The organism is Micromonospora sp. NBC_01655 (assembly GCF_026339755.1).
In the GTDB taxonomy this organism is placed as follows: domain Bacteria; phylum Actinomycetota; class Actinomycetes; order Mycobacteriales; family Micromonosporaceae; genus Micromonospora.
This window is the reverse complement of sequence record NZ_JAPEQF010000001.1, coordinates 3796592-3813234: the sequence shown is the minus strand read 5'-3', so window position 1 is coordinate 3813234 and position 16643 is coordinate 3796592. Positions and strand designations below refer to the sequence as shown.

The window sequence follows — 16643 nt, the reverse complement described above, 5'->3', positions numbered from 1 at the left end:
CGGTCACCGGGTCAGGCCGACCACCGTCGCCAGGTACGCCACCCCGGCCGGCGCCGGGCCGCCGCGCGCCACGTCGGCGATCACCGTACGCGCCACCGGCCGACACCGGACCTCGGCCGGCGCGGTCCGGTCGGCGTCGACCAGGGCCCGGCCGGCCCGCAGCAGGTCACCGACGTGCAGGTACGCCCGCGCGGCGTCCACCAGGTGCGCGGCCCGGTGCTCGACCGGCAGCCGCCCCCAGGTGCTCCGGCCGGTGGCCCGCTCGTGCCGGGTGACCGCCTCGCCGCCGTCGCCCAGGGCGACCGCTGCCGCCACCCGGGCCAACTCGACCGACGTGGGCCCGAAGCTGGTCCGGTGGTGGTCGTGGCCGTCGCCGACCCGCTCGGCGATCTCGGCCGCCCGGTCGGCCAACTCCCCCACGCTCCGCGCGTCGCCGCAGGAGGCGGCGGCAAGGGCGGCCTCCACCAGCAGCGTCCCGCACAGGGCGAGTTCCTGCGGCGGGGCGTCGGACGGCACCGGGGACGCGAACCGGTGTGCGGCGGCAAGTGTCGCCGTCATCGCCAACCCGCCCCGCCCCGACGCGCGCAACGCCTGCCCGAGCGGGATGGCGGCGACCGCCGCCAGCAGCGGGTCATCGCCCGCCACCGCCATCGCCCGGTCGGCGGCCAGCCACGCCACGTCGGCCTCTCCGAGCTTCACCAGCACCGACGCGGTGAGCCGGTACGCCTGCACCAGCAGATCCGCCCCGTCGTCGGCCGGGGCGGCAGCGCGGGCGCGCTGGACGTCGCCGAGCAGGCCCGGAAGCGCCCGCACCAACTGTGGATAGCCCGCGTGCTGGTACGTCAACCAGGCGTGCTCCACCCGGCGGCGCAGCTCACCCCTCGGCGGCCGTGTTCCGGGGCCGGTCCGGCAGGTGTCGTAGCGGGCCAGCGCCGCCCGAAGCCCGTCCAGCCCCTCGACGGCACCGGCCGCCCCTGCCGGCCGGGCACCCCCGCCGACCAGGACCGACGTGTCCACCCGGAGGACCTCGGCGACATCCTGGACGACGGAGAACCGGTCGAGCGTGCGGACGCCCCGCTCGACCTTGTCCACCCAACTCTTCGACTTGCCCAGCCGGTCGGCGAGCATCTGCTGGGTCATTCCGCGCCGGGCCCGCCACCGCGCGACCCGCCGACCTATCGGCAGGTCATCGCTGGTCACGACGCCACCGCCGGTCCGGCACCGCCCTGGTGGTGTCGTCCACCGGCACCCGGTCCGCCTCGGCCTGCTCCAACAGCCGCCGCTTCGCCGCCTCCCGCTCGGCGGCCTCGGCCTGCTCACTCCGGCTCGGCACCGGATCGTCACCGCGCACCTGCATCCCCACCTCCGTTGGCAGGGGCGCGGCGGCAAGCTCGTGGAAGGACCGTCACCGCCGCGCCCGGACAATGGGCGCGACGGCGACCATCCCGCTGCCGTTGGAGATGCACATCGCGCCCACTACGCAGGGTATGGCAGCGACTACCCGGCGACCGTCACCCGCTGTGTGACTACCCCGCTGCGGGGCACCTCAGATCACCCCCACCCGCTCGGCCAGGCCACGAAGGTCGGGCCGCGTCGTGGGCGTCTCCCGCACCAGCAACTCACGTACCGTCGCGCGCATCACGAGGTTCAGGCGGGAGTCCTCCGGAGACTCCCGGTCCGCCCTACCGAGCATGTGGACGGCGGCAAGATCCTCCCGGCGGATCGCGTACGCCCGCCCCAACTGAAGGTAGTGCGAGTAACGCCGCTCCACGCTGGAAAGGTCCCCCACGTCAACGCGCTCGGCCAACCGCAGCGCCTCGCCCGTCCGGGACAGCTCCAGGGTTACGGCAGCGCGGTGAATTCCCACGTTCGCCGGGCCGAAGAAGGTGCGGTGGTACGTCGTCTCTCCGGTGATCGCCGCCAGCCGGGCAGCGTCCTCGATCGCCTCCAACGCGCGCCGCTCGTCGCGCAGCCGTGCCCGCTGCACAGCCAGCAGCAGCCGCAGCGAGCCGGCGAGCGCCATGCCCGCCGGGCCACCACCGCTGGCCGCTTCCACATCTCGGATCGCGTCCTCACACATGCGAGCAGACTCTTCGGTGTGGCCTCTGTTGCTGAGCACCTGGGCAAGGTTCCAACCCGCTGCCGCCCGGTAGGCCGGATCGTCTGCGGCATGCGCCGCAGCCATCGCCCGGTCGGCGGCAAGGTACGCCACATCGGCGGCGCCCACCCGCTTCCCGAACGAGCGGACCAGCAGATAGATGTCAGCGGCGGCTCGCTCGGCATCGCGTCGCACCGCCCCGCTGGATGCGGTGAGTGTGGCCCGGGTGGTGAGGATCAGGTCTGCCAGCAGAGGTGCGGTCCGGCTGTATCGGTGCGGGCTGCCGGTCCAGGTGTCCCAGGCCCAGTTGATCGACCGACGCAGCGCGGCGATGTCCACCGGCCCGTCGAGCGTGGGAGCGTAGGCGTGCAGGGCGGCACGTACCGGCTGGACGGACTCGTGCTCGGCCTGCTCGTCCGGAAGCTGCCCGACGGGCATTCCCGTGAGTCGGTACAGGTCACGCACCCGCAGAATGCGAGCGATCTCGATCCAGTCGCCCAACGTGTTGACCGACCGCTCGCCGGATTCCCACTTACGCCATGCTGACACCGTCACGCCCTTGAGCTGCGCGGCGACCTCCTGGGTGAGCCCCGCTCGCTGACGGTAGAGCTTGATGCGCTGACCGGGGGACATTCCCGAGCTGGCGACCGGATCCATCAGGCACTCCAGGGTAGAGGGCTGGACGGCGGTCCCGCCGGTCGCTACCAAGGCCGGCAGGTTCCCACATCGGACGGTACACCTCGCCGAATGTCGGAGAGTAACGCCATACGTTCAAGAAGTAGATGAGTTGACCTTCTCGACGGCGACACGTGCCCGACGGTTGCTAGGGTCGCGCGGGTGACCGGTCTCCAGCGGCTCGACGCCCACCACGCCGCCGCGCTGCTCCGCTTCGAGCGGGAGAACCGGGCGTACTTCGCCCGGTCCGTGCCGGACCGGGGCGACGACTACTTCGCCGGCTTCGCCGCGCGGCACGCGGAGCTGCTCGCGGAGCAGGCCGCCGGGCTGCACCACTTCCACGTCCTGGTCGACGAGGACGGGGCCGTGCTGGGCCGGTTCAACCTGGTCGACGTCGCCGACGGCGGCGCGGAGCTGGGCTTCCGGGTGGCCGAGCGGGCGGCCGGGCGGGGCGTGGCGACGGACGGCGTGCGCCGCGTGGTCGAGCTGGCCCGTGCCGGGTACGGGCTGCGCCGGCTGGTCGCGTCGGCCGCGCTGGACAACGCCGGTTCGCTCGGGGTGCTGCGGCGCACCGGTTTCGTCCCGGCCGGCGAGGTGCTGCTCGACGGGCGGCCCGGGCTTCGGCACGTCCGGGAGCTGGGGGCCTGACGCGGGGCCGACGCGCCCGCGTCGCCCTCCCGGCGCCGGTTCGCCCTTCACGTCCTCGCGTCGGTGCGACAGGATGCGGAGATGCTTCCGATGCCGCGCGCGCTCCTGCTCGACTTCGGCGGCGTCCTCGCGGACGCCCCGCCCGGCTTCACGATCCCACCCGAACTGGTCCGGCGGCTGGTCGAGCTGGCCGGGGGCGCACGGTCGGCGGAGGAGGTCACCCGGGACCTGAGCGCCGCGTCCAGGGCGTACGCGCGGTGGCGGGACGACGTGGGCAACCGCGAGCGGTCGATGGAGTTGCCCCACGCGCGGGTGTGGGCCGAGTTCCTGACCCCCGACTGGCCGGCCCCGGCGCGGGAGGCCGTCGAGCGGGAGGCCACCCCGCTGGCGTACCTGTGGACGCGGCGGCCGGAGTGGGCCGTTCGTCCCGGCATCCCCGAGGTGCTGGCCGCTGCCGCGCGCGCCGGCCTGCCGATGGCGATCGTCAGCAACACCCTCTGCGGCGCCGCGCACCGGGACTTCCTGCGCGGGGTCGGCCTCGACGGGCGGTTCGCGGCGCAGTTCTACAGCGACGAGGCCGGGCCGCGCAAGCCGAACCCGGAGCTGGCCCGCCTCGCCGCGCGGGCCGTCGCCGTGCCGGTCGGCGACTGTTGGTTCGTCGGCGACAGCGTGCACCGGGACATCGTGTGCGCCCGGCGGGCCGGGGTGGGCGCGGCGGTGCTGATGCGCTCGCCGCGCACCGACGGGGAGCCCCCGCTACCGGGATTCGCCCCGGACGCCGTGGTCGACGACGGTCACGGCCTGCTCGCGCTGCTGCGGGACGCCGAGGCGGTCGCCCCGGCCGGGTGACGGCGTTTCCGCAGCTCATGTCGTTGCCGGACCAGCCGGCCGAGGAGGTCAGCCGGGCGGGGGCGGGGGGAGGATCTGGCGGAGCTGGCCGGGTGGGGTGGCGCGGGGGCGCCACTCGCGCGGGTAGCCCACCGACACCTCCTCGAAGCGCACCCCGTCGTGCCAGGTGGTACGGGGGATGTGCAGGTGGCCGTAGACGGCCGCGACGGCGTCGTAGCGCAGGTGCCAGTCGGCGGTGGCGTCGGTGCCGCACCACTGGGCGAAGATCGGATAGCGCAGGACCCGGGTCGGCTCGCGCACCAGCGGCCAGTGGCTGACCAGCACCGTCGGCAACGCCGGGTCGCGGGCGTCGAGCCGCCGGGCGGTCTCGGCGACCCGGGCCGCGCACCACGCCTGCCGGCTCGGGTACGGGTCGGGGTGCAGCAGGAACTCGTCGGTGCAGACGATCCCGGTGGCGTACGCCTCGGCGAGCGCCTCCTCGCGGGTGTCCAGCCCCTCGGGCCGCCAGCCGTAGTCGTACAGCAGGAACAGCGGCGCGACCAGCGCCGGCCCGCCGGGGCCCCGCCACACCGGGTACGGGTCCTCCGGGGTGAGCACGCCCAGGTCGCGGCAGACCCGGACGAGGTGCCGGTAGCGGGCCTCACCGCGCAGGGTGACCGGGTCGGCCGGGGGCGTCCACAGCTCGTGGTTGCCGGGCACCCAGACCACCCTGGCGAAGCGGCGGGCGAGCACGCCGAGGGCCCATTCGACGTCGGCCACACTGTCGCCCACGTCGCCCGCGACCAGCAGCCAGTCGGCCGGCGAACCGGGCCGCAGGCCCTCGACGATGGCGCGATTCTCCGCGTACCCCACGTGCAGGTCACTGATGGCGAGCAGCGCGCCGTCGTCCTCCCCCACCCGTCGATCCTACGGGAGGCCACCCCGCCCCGGCAGGCGCGGCGACGACGAGGGCGGGTGCTCGGCGCAGGGGTCACGGAGGTCGACCGGGGCGGCGGGGGCGGACCGGGTACGATCAGCACGGGCCGTGACTGGCGCGTGGGGATGGACAACCATCGGGAAGCGGTCCCGTCATGAGGACGTCTGCCGAGCGCCTGGGCCTTCCGCACGTCACCAGGAGGTCTCATGCCGTCGCCGAATGCCGAGTCCACCGCCTTCCGCAGCGCCCTTGAGGTGATCCGCGCCGTCGAGCCCCGGGTCGCCGACGCGATCGGGGCGGAGCTGGCCGACCAGCGCGAGTCGCTCAAGCTGATCGCCAGCGAGAACTACGCCTCCCCCGCCACGCTGCTGGCGATGGGCAACTGGTTCAGCGACAAGTACGCCGAGGGCACCGTCGGCCGCCGGTTCTACGCCGGCTGCCAGAACGTCGACACGGTCGAGGCGCTCGCCGCCGAGCACGCCAAGGAGCTGTTCGGCGCCGCGCACGCGTACGTGCAGCCGCACTCCGGCATCGACGCCAACCTGGTGGCGTTCTGGGCGGTGCTGGCCGACCGGGTCGAGGCGCCGGCGCTGAAGAAGGCCCAGGTACGGCAGGTCAACGACCTGACCGAGCAGGACTGGTTCACGCTGCGCCGGGAGCTGGGCAACCAGCGGATGCTCGGCATGTCCCTGGACGCGGGCGGGCACCTCACCCACGGCTTCCGGCCGAACATCTCCGGCAAGATGTTCGACCAGCGCAGCTACGGCACCGACCCGGTGACCGGGCTGGTCGACTACGACAAGGTCGCCGAGGCGGCCCGCGAGTTCAAGCCGATGATCCTGGTAGCCGGTTACTCCGCGTACCCGCGCAAGGTGAACTTCCGGATCATGCGGGAGATCGCCGACTCGGTCGGCGCGACGTTCATGGTCGACATGGCGCACTTCGCCGGCCTGGTGGCGGGCAAGGTCTTCACCGGGGACTTCGACCCGGTGCCGCACGCGCACATCGTCACCACCACCACCCACAAGTCGCTGCGCGGCCCGCGCGGCGGCATGGTGCTCTGCGGCCCGGAGCTGGCCGACCAGGTGGACCGGGGCTGCCCGATGGTGCTCGGCGGCCCGCTGCCGCACGTGATGGCTGCCAAGGCCGTCGCGCTGGCCGAGGCCCGCCGCCCCGACTTCGCCGGCTATGCCCAGCGGGTCGTCGACAACGCCCAGGCCCTCGCCGAGGGGCTGCTGCGCCGGGGCGCGAAGCTGGTCACCGGCGGCACCGACAACCACCTGGTGCTGATCGACGTCGCCGGGTACGGGCTGACCGGCCGGCAGGCCGAGCAGGCGCTGCTCGACTCGGGCATCGTCACCAACCGGAACTCCGTCCCGCAGGACCCGAACGGCGCCTGGTACACCTCGGGCATCCGGATCGGCACCCCGGCGCTGACCACCCGGGGCCTGGGCGTCGCCGAGATGGACGCCACCGCCGAGCTGATCCACACCGTGCTCGGCCGGACCACCCCCGGCTCGAACGCCGACGGCACCCCCTCGAAGGCCAAGTACGTCCTCGACCCGGCGCTGGCCGACAAGGTCAGCCGCCAGGCCACCGACCTCCTGTCGGCCTTCCCCCTCTACCCCTCGATCACCCTGGCCTGACCCACCCGACGGTCGGTGATCAAGAGGTTTGCGTCAGCGGCAGGGGCCGATCCTGACGCAAACCTCCTGATCATCGGGGCGGAGGGCCGGGGGGCTGGGGGTGTTTAGGGCAGGGGGCGCTTGAGGTGGTAGCGGTGCACCTCGGTGCTGCCCTGGATGTTGTTCACGTCCTCGGCGGCGGAGACCAACTCCCAGCCGTCCCGGCCGGCCCGGTTGAGGTGGGCGATCGCTGTGTCGCCGTACGCGGTGATGTCGGAGCGGGACCCGTCCGGGCCGTACCAGACGAACGAGACGTGGAAATTGCGTCCCTGCCCCTGGTAGCGGCGGACCAACAGCGCGTACTCCCATGCGACCATGTGGTCCATTATGGCCGGTGCGCCCGGATGACGGACGCACGGGGGGTGGCGGAACGACGACAGTACGGGGTCAGGCCAACCCCGCCCCGGCCGGCGTCCGGGCCAACTCGTCGGCGATCAGCGCGGCGAGACGGTCCAGGCCGACGTCGATCTGCGCGCAGGTGACGGCGCTGATCGACAGCCGCAGCGCGGCCACCGGGGCGGTGTCGTCGTAGAAGTGCGCCATCGGGGTCCACAGCACGCCGTACTCCTGCGCCGAGCGGCGCAGCAGCGCGTCGTCGACGGGGAACGGGACCGTCAGCACCGCGAAGAACCCGCCGGCCGGGACGTTCCAGGACACCGGGGAGGGCGCTGGAAAGCGCCGCGCCAGGCCCGCCACCAGGTGACGCAGATTGCGGGCGTACGCGGCGCGCTCCCGGGCGTTCGCCGCGACCAGGCTGCCCCCGTGGGCGAGCAGCGCGCCCCCGACCATCGCCTGGGCGATCGCCGAGGTGTTCACCGTGACCATGCTCTTGATCTTCGCGAGCTGGTCGGCGAACGGCCCGACCGTTCCGTCGGAGTCCCGGACCCGCTGGTCGGCCACCAGGTAGCCGACGCGGGCCCCGGGCAGCACGGTCTTGGCGAACGAGCCGAGGTAGACCACCCGCCGGCCGGTGTCCAGGGCCTTGAGCGTCGGCACCCGCTGCGCGCCGTCGGCGTGGAACAGCCCGTACGGGTTGTCCTCGATCAGCAGCAGGTCCTCCTCCGCGGCGAGGTCGAGCAGCCGCCGCCGGTCGGCCAGGTCGATGCTGGTCCCCGACGGGTTGGCGAAGTCCGGCATCACGTAGCAGGCGCGCGGGCGCAGCCCTTCGGCGCGGGCCCGGCGCACCTGCGCGCGCAGGTCGGTCAGGTCGATCCCGGTCGGGCCGCCGACGACCGGGCGCACCGGCAGGTCCACCAGCCGGGCCGCACCGGTGAGGCCCACGTACGTCGGGGCGACCGCGAGCAGCACGTCCCGGGGGCCGGCGCGCAGCGCCCGCAGCACCAGCAGCATCGCCTCCTGGCAGCCGACGGTCACCACGATCGACTCCGGGTCGACGGTGATCCGCTCGTCGACGGCGAGGTTGCGGGCCACCAGGTCGTGGATGATCCCCTTGGTCCGGCCGTACTGGAACAGGGTGCGGTGCACCTGCTCCGGGCCGTACCCGAGGTCGTCGACCAGGTGCGCCCGGAAGGTCTCCAGGTGCCGGTGCAGGTCGGCGACGTCGAAGAACTCCTCGTACGGCCGGCCGGCGGCCAGTGACACCGCCGCCGGGTACCGGTGGGCCACCTCGTTGAGGAAGTTCATCGAGTTCAGCGCCGGATCGTCCACCGCCGGGTGCAGGTCCGCGACGTCCAGGTCCACGTCCAGGGCCGGGTCCACCGGTCGTCCACCGTCCACGTCTCTCAGCCTCCCGTGATCGTCCGCAGGTCGCGGGCCTCGGCCGGGTCGGCACACCCGGCGAGGGTCAGCGCGTCGCGCAGCTCGGCGGCGAGCAGCGCGAACGCGGCGTCGGCGCCGGCCCGCCCGGCGACGGCCAGCGCCCACAGCAGCGGCCGGCCGACCAGCACCCCCGACGCGCCGAGCGCCAGGGCGCGCAGCACGTCGACACCGCCGCTGATCGCCCCGTCGACCAGCACCTCGCACCGGTCGCCGACGGCGGCGAGCGCCTCCGGCAGCACGGTGATCCCGGCCGGGGCCCCGTCGAGCTGCCGCCCGCCGTGGTTGGACACCACCACCGCGTCCGCGCCCGCGTCGGCGGCGAGCACCGCGTCGCGGGGGTCGAGGATGCCCTTGACCACCAGCGGCAGGTCGGTCTGCCCCCGCAGCCAACCGATGTCGGACCAGGTCAGGGCGGTGGCGAAGGCGGCGCTGGTGTGCCGGGCGACGGCGGAGGCGCCGGGGGTGCCGGCGTGCGCGAGGTCGTCGCGGCTGCCGGGGAGGTTGGCCGCGGCCACCTCCGGCGGCAGGGCGAAGCCGTTGCGCACGTCGCGCAGCCGGGGGCCGAGGATCGGCACGTCGACGGTGACCATGAGGGCGGTGCAGCCGGCCCGGTGCGCCCGGTCCACCAGCTCCCGCACCATCCCCCGGTCGCGCAGCCAGTAGAGCTGGAACCAGACCGGGCCGCCGGCCGCCGCGATCTGCTCGATGGTGGCGCTGCTCAGCGTGCTGGCCACGTAGGGCACCCCGGCCGCGTGCGCCGCCGCCGCGAGCGCCGGCTCGCCGTCGGGGTGCACCAGCCGCTGGTACGCCATCGGCGCCACCGCCACCGGCAGGGCCTGCGGCCGGCCGAGCAGCGGGGCGTCGGTGCGGGGCCGGTCGACGCCGCGCAGCATCCGGGGCAGCACGGCGATCCGGTCCAGCGCGGCCCGGTTCGCCGCGAGGGCGGTCTCGCTGCCGCTGCCGCCGGCCACGAAGTCGTACACCTCGGGCGGGAGGACGTCGCGGGCCAGGGCGGCGAAGTCGGCGAGGCTCGCCGCGAACGGCGCTCCGCCCGGCCCGGGGGCGACCGGCTCCCCCGGACCGGCGGGCGCGGGACGGGGCGGGGCCAGGTCAGCCATCGACGGCACCCGCGTCGGCGGGGACCGCCGGGGCGGTCCCGAGCCGCCCGCGCAGGAACGCGGCGGCCCGGTCCTGGGCCCGCCGGCCCGCGTCGAACACGCCCGGCATGGCGAAGAACCCGTGGATCATCCCGTCGTAGCGGGCCAGCTCGACCGGCACCCCGGCATCGCGCAGCCGGGACGCGTACCGCTCCCCCTCGTCGCGCAGCGGGTCGTACTCGGCGGTCACGACCAGGGCCGGCGGCAGGCCGGTCAGGTCCTCGGCGAGCAGCGGCGAGGCGAGCGGGTCCTCGGCGGTGGCGGGGTCGGGCAGGTAGTGCCCCCGGTACCAGGCCACCGAGTGCCGGTTGAACAGCAGCGGGTCCTGCTCGCCGGCCGGCTCGTCCCGCCCGCGCTGGTCGGTGTTCGGGTAGACCAGCAGTTGGGCGGCGAGCGTCGGCCCGCCCGCGTCCCGGGCCAGCAGGGTGACGGCGGCGGCCAGGTTGCCGCCGGCGCTGTCCCCGCCGACGGCCAGCCGGTCCGGGTCGACCCCGAACTCGTCGGCGTGCCCGGCGAGCCAGCGCACGGCGGCGTGGCAGTCGTGCACGGCCGCCGGGAACGGGTGCTCGGGGGCCAGCCGGTAGCCGACGGTCACCACCTGGCAGCCGGCGGCGTTGGCCAGCCGGCGGCAGATCCCGTCGGCGGTGTCGACGCTGCCCAGCGTCCAGCCACCGCCGAAGAAGTAGACCAGCGTGGGCAGCCGGCCCGACCCGGCCGGCCGGTGGACGCGGACCGGGAGGTCCCCGGCGGGGCCGGGGACGACCGAGTCGCGCACCTCGCGCACCGGCTCGACGTCGCCGCCGCCGGCCCGGATCGCGGCCAGGTCGGCGGCGCGGGCCTCGGCGAGGGACTGGGTGTACAACGGCGTGACGCCGGCCGCCGCGCGGGCGGCCCGGTACGCGATCACCTGCGGGTCCAGTGGCATGCCGGTCTCCTAACCGCCGGTCGTGACGAACAGTTTGTCGATACCGCGCAGGAACAGGCTGCCGCTGTAGACGGGCGTCTGGGTGATCCGCAGCTCGGGGAGGCGGGAGAAGAGCCGGGGCAGGGCCAGCCGGCCCTCCAGGCGGGACACCGCCGCGCCGAGGCAGAAGTGCAGGCCGACGCCGAAGGCCAGCGACGGTGGTCCGGCCCGGCGCGGGTCGAACCGGTCGGGGTCGGGGAAGCGGGACGGGTCCCGGTTCGCGGCGGCGATCAGCAGCATCACGTTCTCGCCCTCGGCCACCGGGACGCCGTGCAGGACCGTGTCCCGGGGCGCGGCCCGGGCCAGGAAGTGCACGGGGCTCTGCATCCGCAGCACCTCGTCGACGCAGCCCCGGGTCAGCTCGTCGTCGCCGGGCAGGGCGGTGGTCACCTCGGGGTGGTCGAGCAGCAGTGGCAGTCCGTTGCTGAACATGTAGACGGTGGTGACGAAGCTGGCGTTGAAGAGCACGATCAGGTTGCTGATCAGCTCCTCCTCGGTGAGGTCCACGTCGCCGGAGTCGAGCGCCTCGACCAGGCCGCTGATCAGGTCCTCGCCGGGGGTGCGGCGGCGGTCGGCGATCAGCTCGCGGTAGTAGGCGCGCAGCTCGGCGGCGGCGGTGTTGGCCCTGGCCAGCCGCTCCGGGGTCGCCCCGGCCACGTCCAGGAAGTCGTCGATCCAGTCCACCCGCTCTCGGTACCAGGCCAGGTCGGCCTCGGGCAGGCCGATGAACTCGGCCATCACCAGCGCGGGCATCGGGTACGCGAAGTCGGCCACGAAGTCGACCTCGGCCCCGCCGGCGCCGGCCTCGGCCATCCGGTCCAGCAGCGTGTCGGTCACCCGGGCGATCACCGGTTCCAGGGCACCCAGCCGGCGCGGGGTGAACGTCTTGGCGAACACCGCCCGCATCCGGGTGTGGTCCGGCGGGTTGATGAACATCATGGAGGACTCGAAGGTGCGCAGGATCTCGTGCTGCTCCCAGCCCGGCGGGGATTGCTTGCTCCACTCCGGATCGCGCAGCACCTGGTCGACCAGGTCGTACCCGCCGGCGACCGCGGTGACGCTGCTGTGCTCGGCGCGGTTCGGGATCTTATGGATGGGGCCCAGCTCGTGCAGGGCCGCGTAGAAGGGGTACGGGTCTTGCCGGCCCTGGTCGCTGTACAGGCCGGCGAGCAGCTCTTGGACGTCCATGGTGGTGCTTCCTCCCCAGGAATCAGCTGACGGGGCGGCGGGAGGATCACCCCCCGCCGCCCCGCCGGTGTCACAGACCGAGCAGGCGCAGCGGCACCGCGTCGGCGATCGCCTGGTTGCCCAGGTCGTTCGGGTGGATGTGGTCACCCGAGTCGTACGCCGGGAGCAGGCGGCTCGGCTGGGCCGGGTCGCGCAGCACCCGGTCGAAGTCGAGGACCCCGTCGAACTCCCGGCTGCCACGCAGGTACGCGTTGACCGCCTGGCGGGTGGCCTCCTTCTCCGGCGTCCACACCCCCTCGACGCCATGCCCCTCGTACGGGGTCAGCGTGGCCACCAGGCTGGTCAGGCCGCGGGCCTTGACCTGCTGGTTGATCTGCCGCAGCGAGGCGATGATGTTCTCGGCGGAGTCGCCGGACATCCAGATGTCGTTGATGCCCAGGTGGGTGACGACGGTCTGCACGCCGGTCTGCGGGAAGACGTCCTCGTTGAGCCGGGCCAGGCCGTTGGGGCCCAGCTCGTAGTAGCCGGGGAAGCCGCCCGTGCCGGGCTCGGTGCCCTCGTGGTTGAGCCGGTTGCCGGCCAGGCTGAGGTTGAGCACACCCGGGGTGCGCACCTCGGGACGGCCGTCGATCAGCCGGTCGGCGAGCAGGTCCGGCCAGCGCTTGTTGGCGTTGACCGAGCTGCCGTTGCCGTCGGCGATCGAGTCGCCGAGCACCACCACCGAGCCGGGGCTCTGCCGCCGCTGCACGTCCACCCCGGACAGGAACATCCAGCAGCAGTCGGGGCGGGTGGTGAAGCCGGCGCCCCCGGCGGCACCGGTGAGGTCGGTGGCGCCGATGAAGGTGGTCTGCCGGGACTGGCCGTGGAAGGTGACCGGCCCGGTCAGCACCGGGAAGTACAGCGTGACGACCAGGTCCTCCTGGTCACCGACCGGGAAGTCGATCGGGTCGCTGAGCAGCTCGGCGCCCCGGTTCATGGTGACCGACGTGGAACCGTTGAACTTCAGCTCCCGCACGCTGGCGGCGGTGACGTCCGACAGGTCCGTCGGGGTCGAGGTGTCCGGCCGGGCGACCGTGGCCCGGCCGACCTTCACGGCCTGCTCGCCGTAGACGTTGCTGAGTCGGATGCGTAGCCGCGGGCCGCCCACGGTGGTGTGCACGATCATCCGGATGCTGTGGTTGTTCAGGCCGGTGTTGGTCAGGCCGGCCGAGTTGCCCCGGGTCACCGCGGCGGCCCAGCTACCCGCCCACACGGGGTCGCCGCGGCGCTCCCCGTTGTCCGGGCCGGCGGTGGCCACCACGGCCGGGGCCCCCACGACCAGTGCCGTGGCCACGGCGGCGATCATCTGCCACCTCTTCGGGGCTTTTGTCAAGTGCCATCTTTTCGGGGTCGCCATTGAACCTCCATGTTGGCCCAGGGTCGTCCACTGACGACAGCCGCCTGGACGATGGTCCAGAAACCTAGCCGCGCCCCTGACAGGCGTCAATCAACCTGATCGACAAGATCAAATGACATCGAGGTGCGGCGGGACACCGATCGGCCCTGTGCCGGGCGGGTCCGCGCGGCCTAGGCTCGAAGGCGGCGGCGGCGCGGTCGCCGATGCGTCCCACCGTCGCCGCGTCCTGGCCCTGAGCTGCCCGGACGCCGCTCGCGGCCGGTCGTCGCGGGTGCCCCGCCGGGTCGCCACCGACCGCCGCCCAGAAGCTGATGGGGGCTGGCGATGACTGACGGTTCCGACCGACCGTCCACCTACGTGCACGAGGCGCTGGAGCTGTTCGCCGGCTTCGGTGACCGGGAGGCACTGGTGGGCGGCGGACGCCGATACTCCTATGTGGACGTCGCCGCCGAGGTGCGCGGCATGGCCGGCGCGCTCGCCCGGGGCGGGGTCCGGCCCGGCGGCGCGGTGCTGGTGATGCTCGGCAACGCGGTGGAGGGTCCGCTGCTCCAACTCGCCCTGCACCTGCTGGGCTGCCGGACGATGTGGATCGCCCCGGTCACCTCCCGCCGCGAGGTCGACGACTTCGTCCGGCTGTCGCGCCCCGAGGCGTTCGTCTACGACGCCCGCACCGGCGGCGGGTTGGGCGCGGAGATCGCCGCTGGGCTGGCCGGCGTACCGGTGCTCTGCCTCGGCCCGGGCGGCGCGGGCCCGGACCTGACCGCCGCCGACCGGGACGCGGCGGCCGGGCTGCCCGGCGACGTGCCGGAGCCGGAGTCGTTCCTCCAGACCAGCGGCACCACCGGCACCCCGAAGCTGGTGCACCACCGGGAGAGCTTCTACCGGCAGATCCTCGCCCTGGCCGCGGGCTTCCGCGCCGCCGGGGTCCCCCTGCTGCGGCACCTGTCCCACTCGCCGATGTGGCTGGCCAGCGGGCAGATCACCACGCTGGTCAACCTCTTCAGCGGGGGCGTGCTGTTCCTGCGCGAACAGTGGGACCCGGCGACGTTCATCGCCACCGTCGGCCGGGAGCGGATCAACTCGACGTTCGTCACCCCGCCGATGCTCTACGAGGTGCTCGACCATCCCGACTGCGACGGCGCGGACTTCTCCGCGATGTTCATGTTCAACGTGGGCGCCGGGCCCGCCGCGCCCGCCCGGCTGCGGCAGGCGATCGCGCGCTTCGGCCCGTGCCTGCGCATCGTGTACGGCCTCAGCGAGGCCGTCGTGATCACCGCCCAGCCGGGGCTGACCGAGGACCCGGAGCACCCGGAGCGGCTGCGCTCCTGCGGGAAGCCGTACGGTGACGTGGCCGTGGAGATCCGGGACGCCGACGGCGCGGTGCTGCCGCCGGGCACCGACGGCGAGGTGTGGGTACGCACGAAACTGAGCTTCGTCGGCTACCACGGCCAGCCCGAGCTGACCGCCGACACCCTGGTCGACGGCTGGGTGCGTACCCGCGACATCGGCCACCTGGACGCCGACGGGTACCTCTACCTCGTCGACCGGCTCCAGGATCGGATCCTCACCCGGCAGCGGAGCTGGCCGATCTACTCCCGGCCGATCGAGGACGTGCTGGCCGGTCACCCGCAGGTGCGCGCCGCCGCCGTGATCGGGGTGCCCGACGAGGTGGCCGGCGAGCTGCCGCACGCGTACGTGGTGCCGGCGCCCGGGGCGACGGTGACCGGGGCGGAGCTGATCGAGCTGGTCACCGCCGAGCTGAGCGAGACGTGGGCGCCGGGTGCGGTGGAGTTCGTCGACGCGCTGCCGCTCAACCGCTCGGCGAAGGTGGACAAGCGGGCGCTGCGCGACCGGTACGCCGCCGGCAGCCCCGCCGATCCCGTCGGCAGCCCCGCGTGACGACCGACGCCGCGCCCGAGCCCACGGTACGGGCCGACGCCGCACGGAAGGCGGACGTGCCGGACGACGCCGTACGACGGCCCGGGGTGAAGGGTCCCCGACCGCCCGGGGTGGTCGCCGCCCGGCGAGAGCTGATCACCCTGGTCGCCGCCGACCTGATCTCCAACCTGGGCAGCCGCATCTCGGTCATCGCCATCCCCTGGCTGGTGCTGACCACCACCGGCAGCCCGGCGAAGATGGGCATCGTCGCGGCGGCGGAGTTCCTGCCGTACATGCTCTCCAGCTCCCTGGCCACGCCGTGGGCGGACCGGTTCGGGGTACGACGTACCTCCATCTTCGTGGACGCCGCGAGCGCGGCGGCCATGGCGGTGGTGGCGATGACCCCGTTCCTCGGCTTCTGGGCGCTGGTCGCCCTGGTCGCGGTGGCCGGCGGGCTGCGGGGCATCGGCGACCGGGTCAAGCACGTGATGTTCCGGCCGGCGGCGCAGCGCGCCGGGGTGGAGCTGATCCGGCTCACCTCCGCCTACGACGGGCTGGCCCGGGGGGTCACCCTGTTCGGGGCGGTGATCGGCGGCCTGCTCATCGACTGGGTCGGGGTGACCCGGGCCATCTGGATCGACGCGGGCAGCTTCGCGCTCTGCGCGCTGCTGGTCGGGGTGCTCGTGCGCCCGCCGGCCGCCGACGCGCCGGCCGCGCCCCGGGAGAGCTACTTCCGGGCGCTGCGCACCGGCTTCGCCTACCTGCGCACCGACCGGGTGCTGCTGGCCATGCTGCTGGTGGTCTCCGCGCTGAACATGATGGCCGCCGCCAACACCGCCGTGTGGATCCCGGTCTGGATCCGCGACGTGCTCGGCGACCCGGCCGGCTTCGGCCTGGTGCTGGGCGTGTTCGGCGCCGGGGCGCTGCTGGGCAACGTGGCGTTCACGATGTTCGGCCCCCGGCTGCCCCGGACGCTCGTCTTCGCCGTCGGCGCGGCGCTCAGCGGCGCGCCCCGGCTGTTGACCATGGCGGTCACCGACCACCTGGTGGTGGTGCTGGTGGTGACGTTCCTGTCCGGGATCGGGATCGCCGCGGTCAACCCGCTGCTCGGCGCGGCGCTCTACGAACGGGTGCCGGACGCGTTGCAGACCCGGGTGCTCGGCATCGCCGGCTCGCTGGCGTTCGTCGGGCTGCCGGTCGGGGCGCTGCTGGGCGGCTGGTCGGTGGCCGCGCTGGGGCTCAAACCGGCGCTGCTGGTGATGGCGGTGGTGTGCGCCGCGTTGACCGTGGGGCCGCTGCTCGCCGGCCCGCTGCGGGCGGGCCGGTCGCGGCCCCGGTCGGCCCCGGCGGTCTGACCGCCGGCTCCCGGGTCGGCTCGCCCCCGTCGGCTCGCCCCGGCCGGCGACGTGA

Annotated in this window: 15 protein-coding genes and 1 riboswitch; of the genes, 5 read left to right on the top strand and 10 right to left on the bottom strand. The window is 74.2% G+C overall.

Annotation, left to right across the window (positions count from 1 at the left end; genetic code table 11):
• Positions 1–3: 3 nt before the first annotated feature.
• From OOK41_RS17575 to OOK41_RS17565, 3 genes are all read right to left on the bottom strand, one after another.
• Positions 4–1140, bottom strand: a complete 1137-nt coding sequence (locus OOK41_RS17575) for a helix-turn-helix transcriptional regulator (protein ID WP_323136263.1) — start codon at positions 1138–1140, stop codon at positions 4–6.
• Between the two features lie 46 nt (positions 1141–1186).
• The gene (locus tag OOK41_RS17570; protein ID WP_165878145.1) at positions 1187–1357 is read right to left on the bottom strand and encodes a hypothetical protein; all 171 of its coding nucleotides are present in this window, start codon (positions 1355–1357) and stop codon (positions 1187–1189) included.
• A 189-nt stretch (positions 1358–1546) separates the two neighbouring features.
• Positions 1547–2755, bottom strand: a complete 1209-nt coding sequence (locus tag OOK41_RS17565) for a helix-turn-helix transcriptional regulator (protein ID WP_266265974.1) — start codon at positions 2753–2755, stop codon at positions 1547–1549.
• A gap of 180 nt (positions 2756–2935) precedes the next feature.
• Between OOK41_RS17565 and OOK41_RS17560 the strand changes: the two genes are divergently transcribed.
• Together OOK41_RS17560 and OOK41_RS17555 are read left to right on the top strand one after the other, a co-directional pair.
• On the top strand, positions 2936–3421 hold the full coding sequence (locus tag OOK41_RS17560) for a GNAT family N-acetyltransferase (RefSeq protein ID WP_266265973.1): 486 nt from the start codon (positions 2936–2938) through the stop codon (positions 3419–3421).
• An 81-nt stretch (positions 3422–3502) separates the two neighbouring features.
• Positions 3503–4270 (top strand): HAD family hydrolase, encoded by a 768-nt coding sequence (locus OOK41_RS17555; RefSeq protein WP_266265972.1) that lies wholly within the window; start codon positions 3503–3505, stop codon positions 4268–4270.
• 48 nt (positions 4271–4318) lie between these two features.
• On the opposite strand, the gene OOK41_RS17550 is transcribed toward OOK41_RS17555, so the two are convergent.
• Positions 4319–5167 carry a metallophosphoesterase gene (locus OOK41_RS17550; RefSeq protein ID WP_117669197.1) on the bottom strand — a complete coding sequence of 283 codons (849 nt, stop codon included), beginning with the start codon at positions 5165–5167 and terminating at the stop codon, positions 4319–4321.
• Positions 5168–5284: 117 nt separating this feature from the next.
• Positions 5285–5374, top strand: a riboswitch (ZMP/ZTP riboswitch).
• 18 nt (positions 5375–5392) lie between these two features.
• Here OOK41_RS17550 and OOK41_RS17545 point away from each other — a divergent pair.
• Positions 5393–6832 (top strand): glycine hydroxymethyltransferase, encoded by a 1440-nt coding sequence (locus tag OOK41_RS17545; protein WP_266265971.1) that lies wholly within the window; start codon positions 5393–5395, stop codon positions 6830–6832.
• Between the two features lie 104 nt (positions 6833–6936).
• Here OOK41_RS17545 and OOK41_RS17540 read toward each other — a convergent pair whose 3' ends face one another.
• The 6 genes from OOK41_RS17540 to OOK41_RS17515 form a co-directional block, all read right to left on the bottom strand.
• On the bottom strand, positions 6937–7197 hold the full coding sequence (locus OOK41_RS17540; protein WP_117669199.1) for a hypothetical protein: 261 nt from the start codon (positions 7195–7197) through the stop codon (positions 6937–6939).
• Between the two features lie 61 nt (positions 7198–7258).
• Positions 7259–8617: a PLP-dependent aminotransferase family protein gene (locus tag OOK41_RS17535; protein WP_266267860.1), complete on the bottom strand. Its 1359-nt coding sequence runs from the start codon at positions 8615–8617 to the stop codon at positions 7259–7261.
• Complete coding sequence (locus tag OOK41_RS17530) at positions 8614–9768, bottom strand: alpha-hydroxy acid oxidase (protein WP_266265970.1); 1155 nt, start codon at positions 9766–9768, stop codon at positions 8614–8616. The genes OOK41_RS17535 and OOK41_RS17530 overlap by 4 nt, the downstream gene beginning before the upstream one ends.
• A complete protein-coding gene (locus OOK41_RS17525; RefSeq protein WP_266265969.1) occupies positions 9761–10732 on the bottom strand; it encodes an alpha/beta hydrolase in 972 nt (323 codons plus the stop codon). The genes OOK41_RS17530 and OOK41_RS17525 overlap by 8 nt, the downstream gene beginning before the upstream one ends.
• Positions 10733–10741: 9 nt before the next feature.
• Positions 10742–11959 carry a cytochrome P450 gene (locus tag OOK41_RS17520; RefSeq protein ID WP_266265968.1) on the bottom strand — a complete coding sequence of 406 codons (1218 nt, stop codon included), beginning with the start codon at positions 11957–11959 and terminating at the stop codon, positions 10742–10744.
• Positions 11960–12029: 70 nt separating this feature from the next.
• Entirely contained in the window at positions 12030–13301 is a 1272-nt protein-coding gene (locus OOK41_RS17515; RefSeq protein WP_266267858.1) for an SGNH/GDSL hydrolase family protein, read from the bottom strand.
• Between the two features lie 378 nt (positions 13302–13679).
• On the opposite strand from OOK41_RS17515, the gene OOK41_RS17510 reads away from it, so the two are divergent.
• Positions 13680–15254, top strand: a complete 1575-nt coding sequence (locus OOK41_RS17510; protein ID WP_266265967.1) for a class I adenylate-forming enzyme family protein — start codon at positions 13680–13682, stop codon at positions 15252–15254.
• Positions 15255–15364: 110 nt separating this feature from the next.
• The gene (locus OOK41_RS17505; protein WP_117669311.1) at positions 15365–16588 is read left to right on the top strand and encodes an MFS transporter; all 1224 of its coding nucleotides are present in this window, start codon (positions 15365–15367) and stop codon (positions 16586–16588) included.
• The last annotated feature ends 55 nt before the right edge of the window (positions 16589–16643 follow it).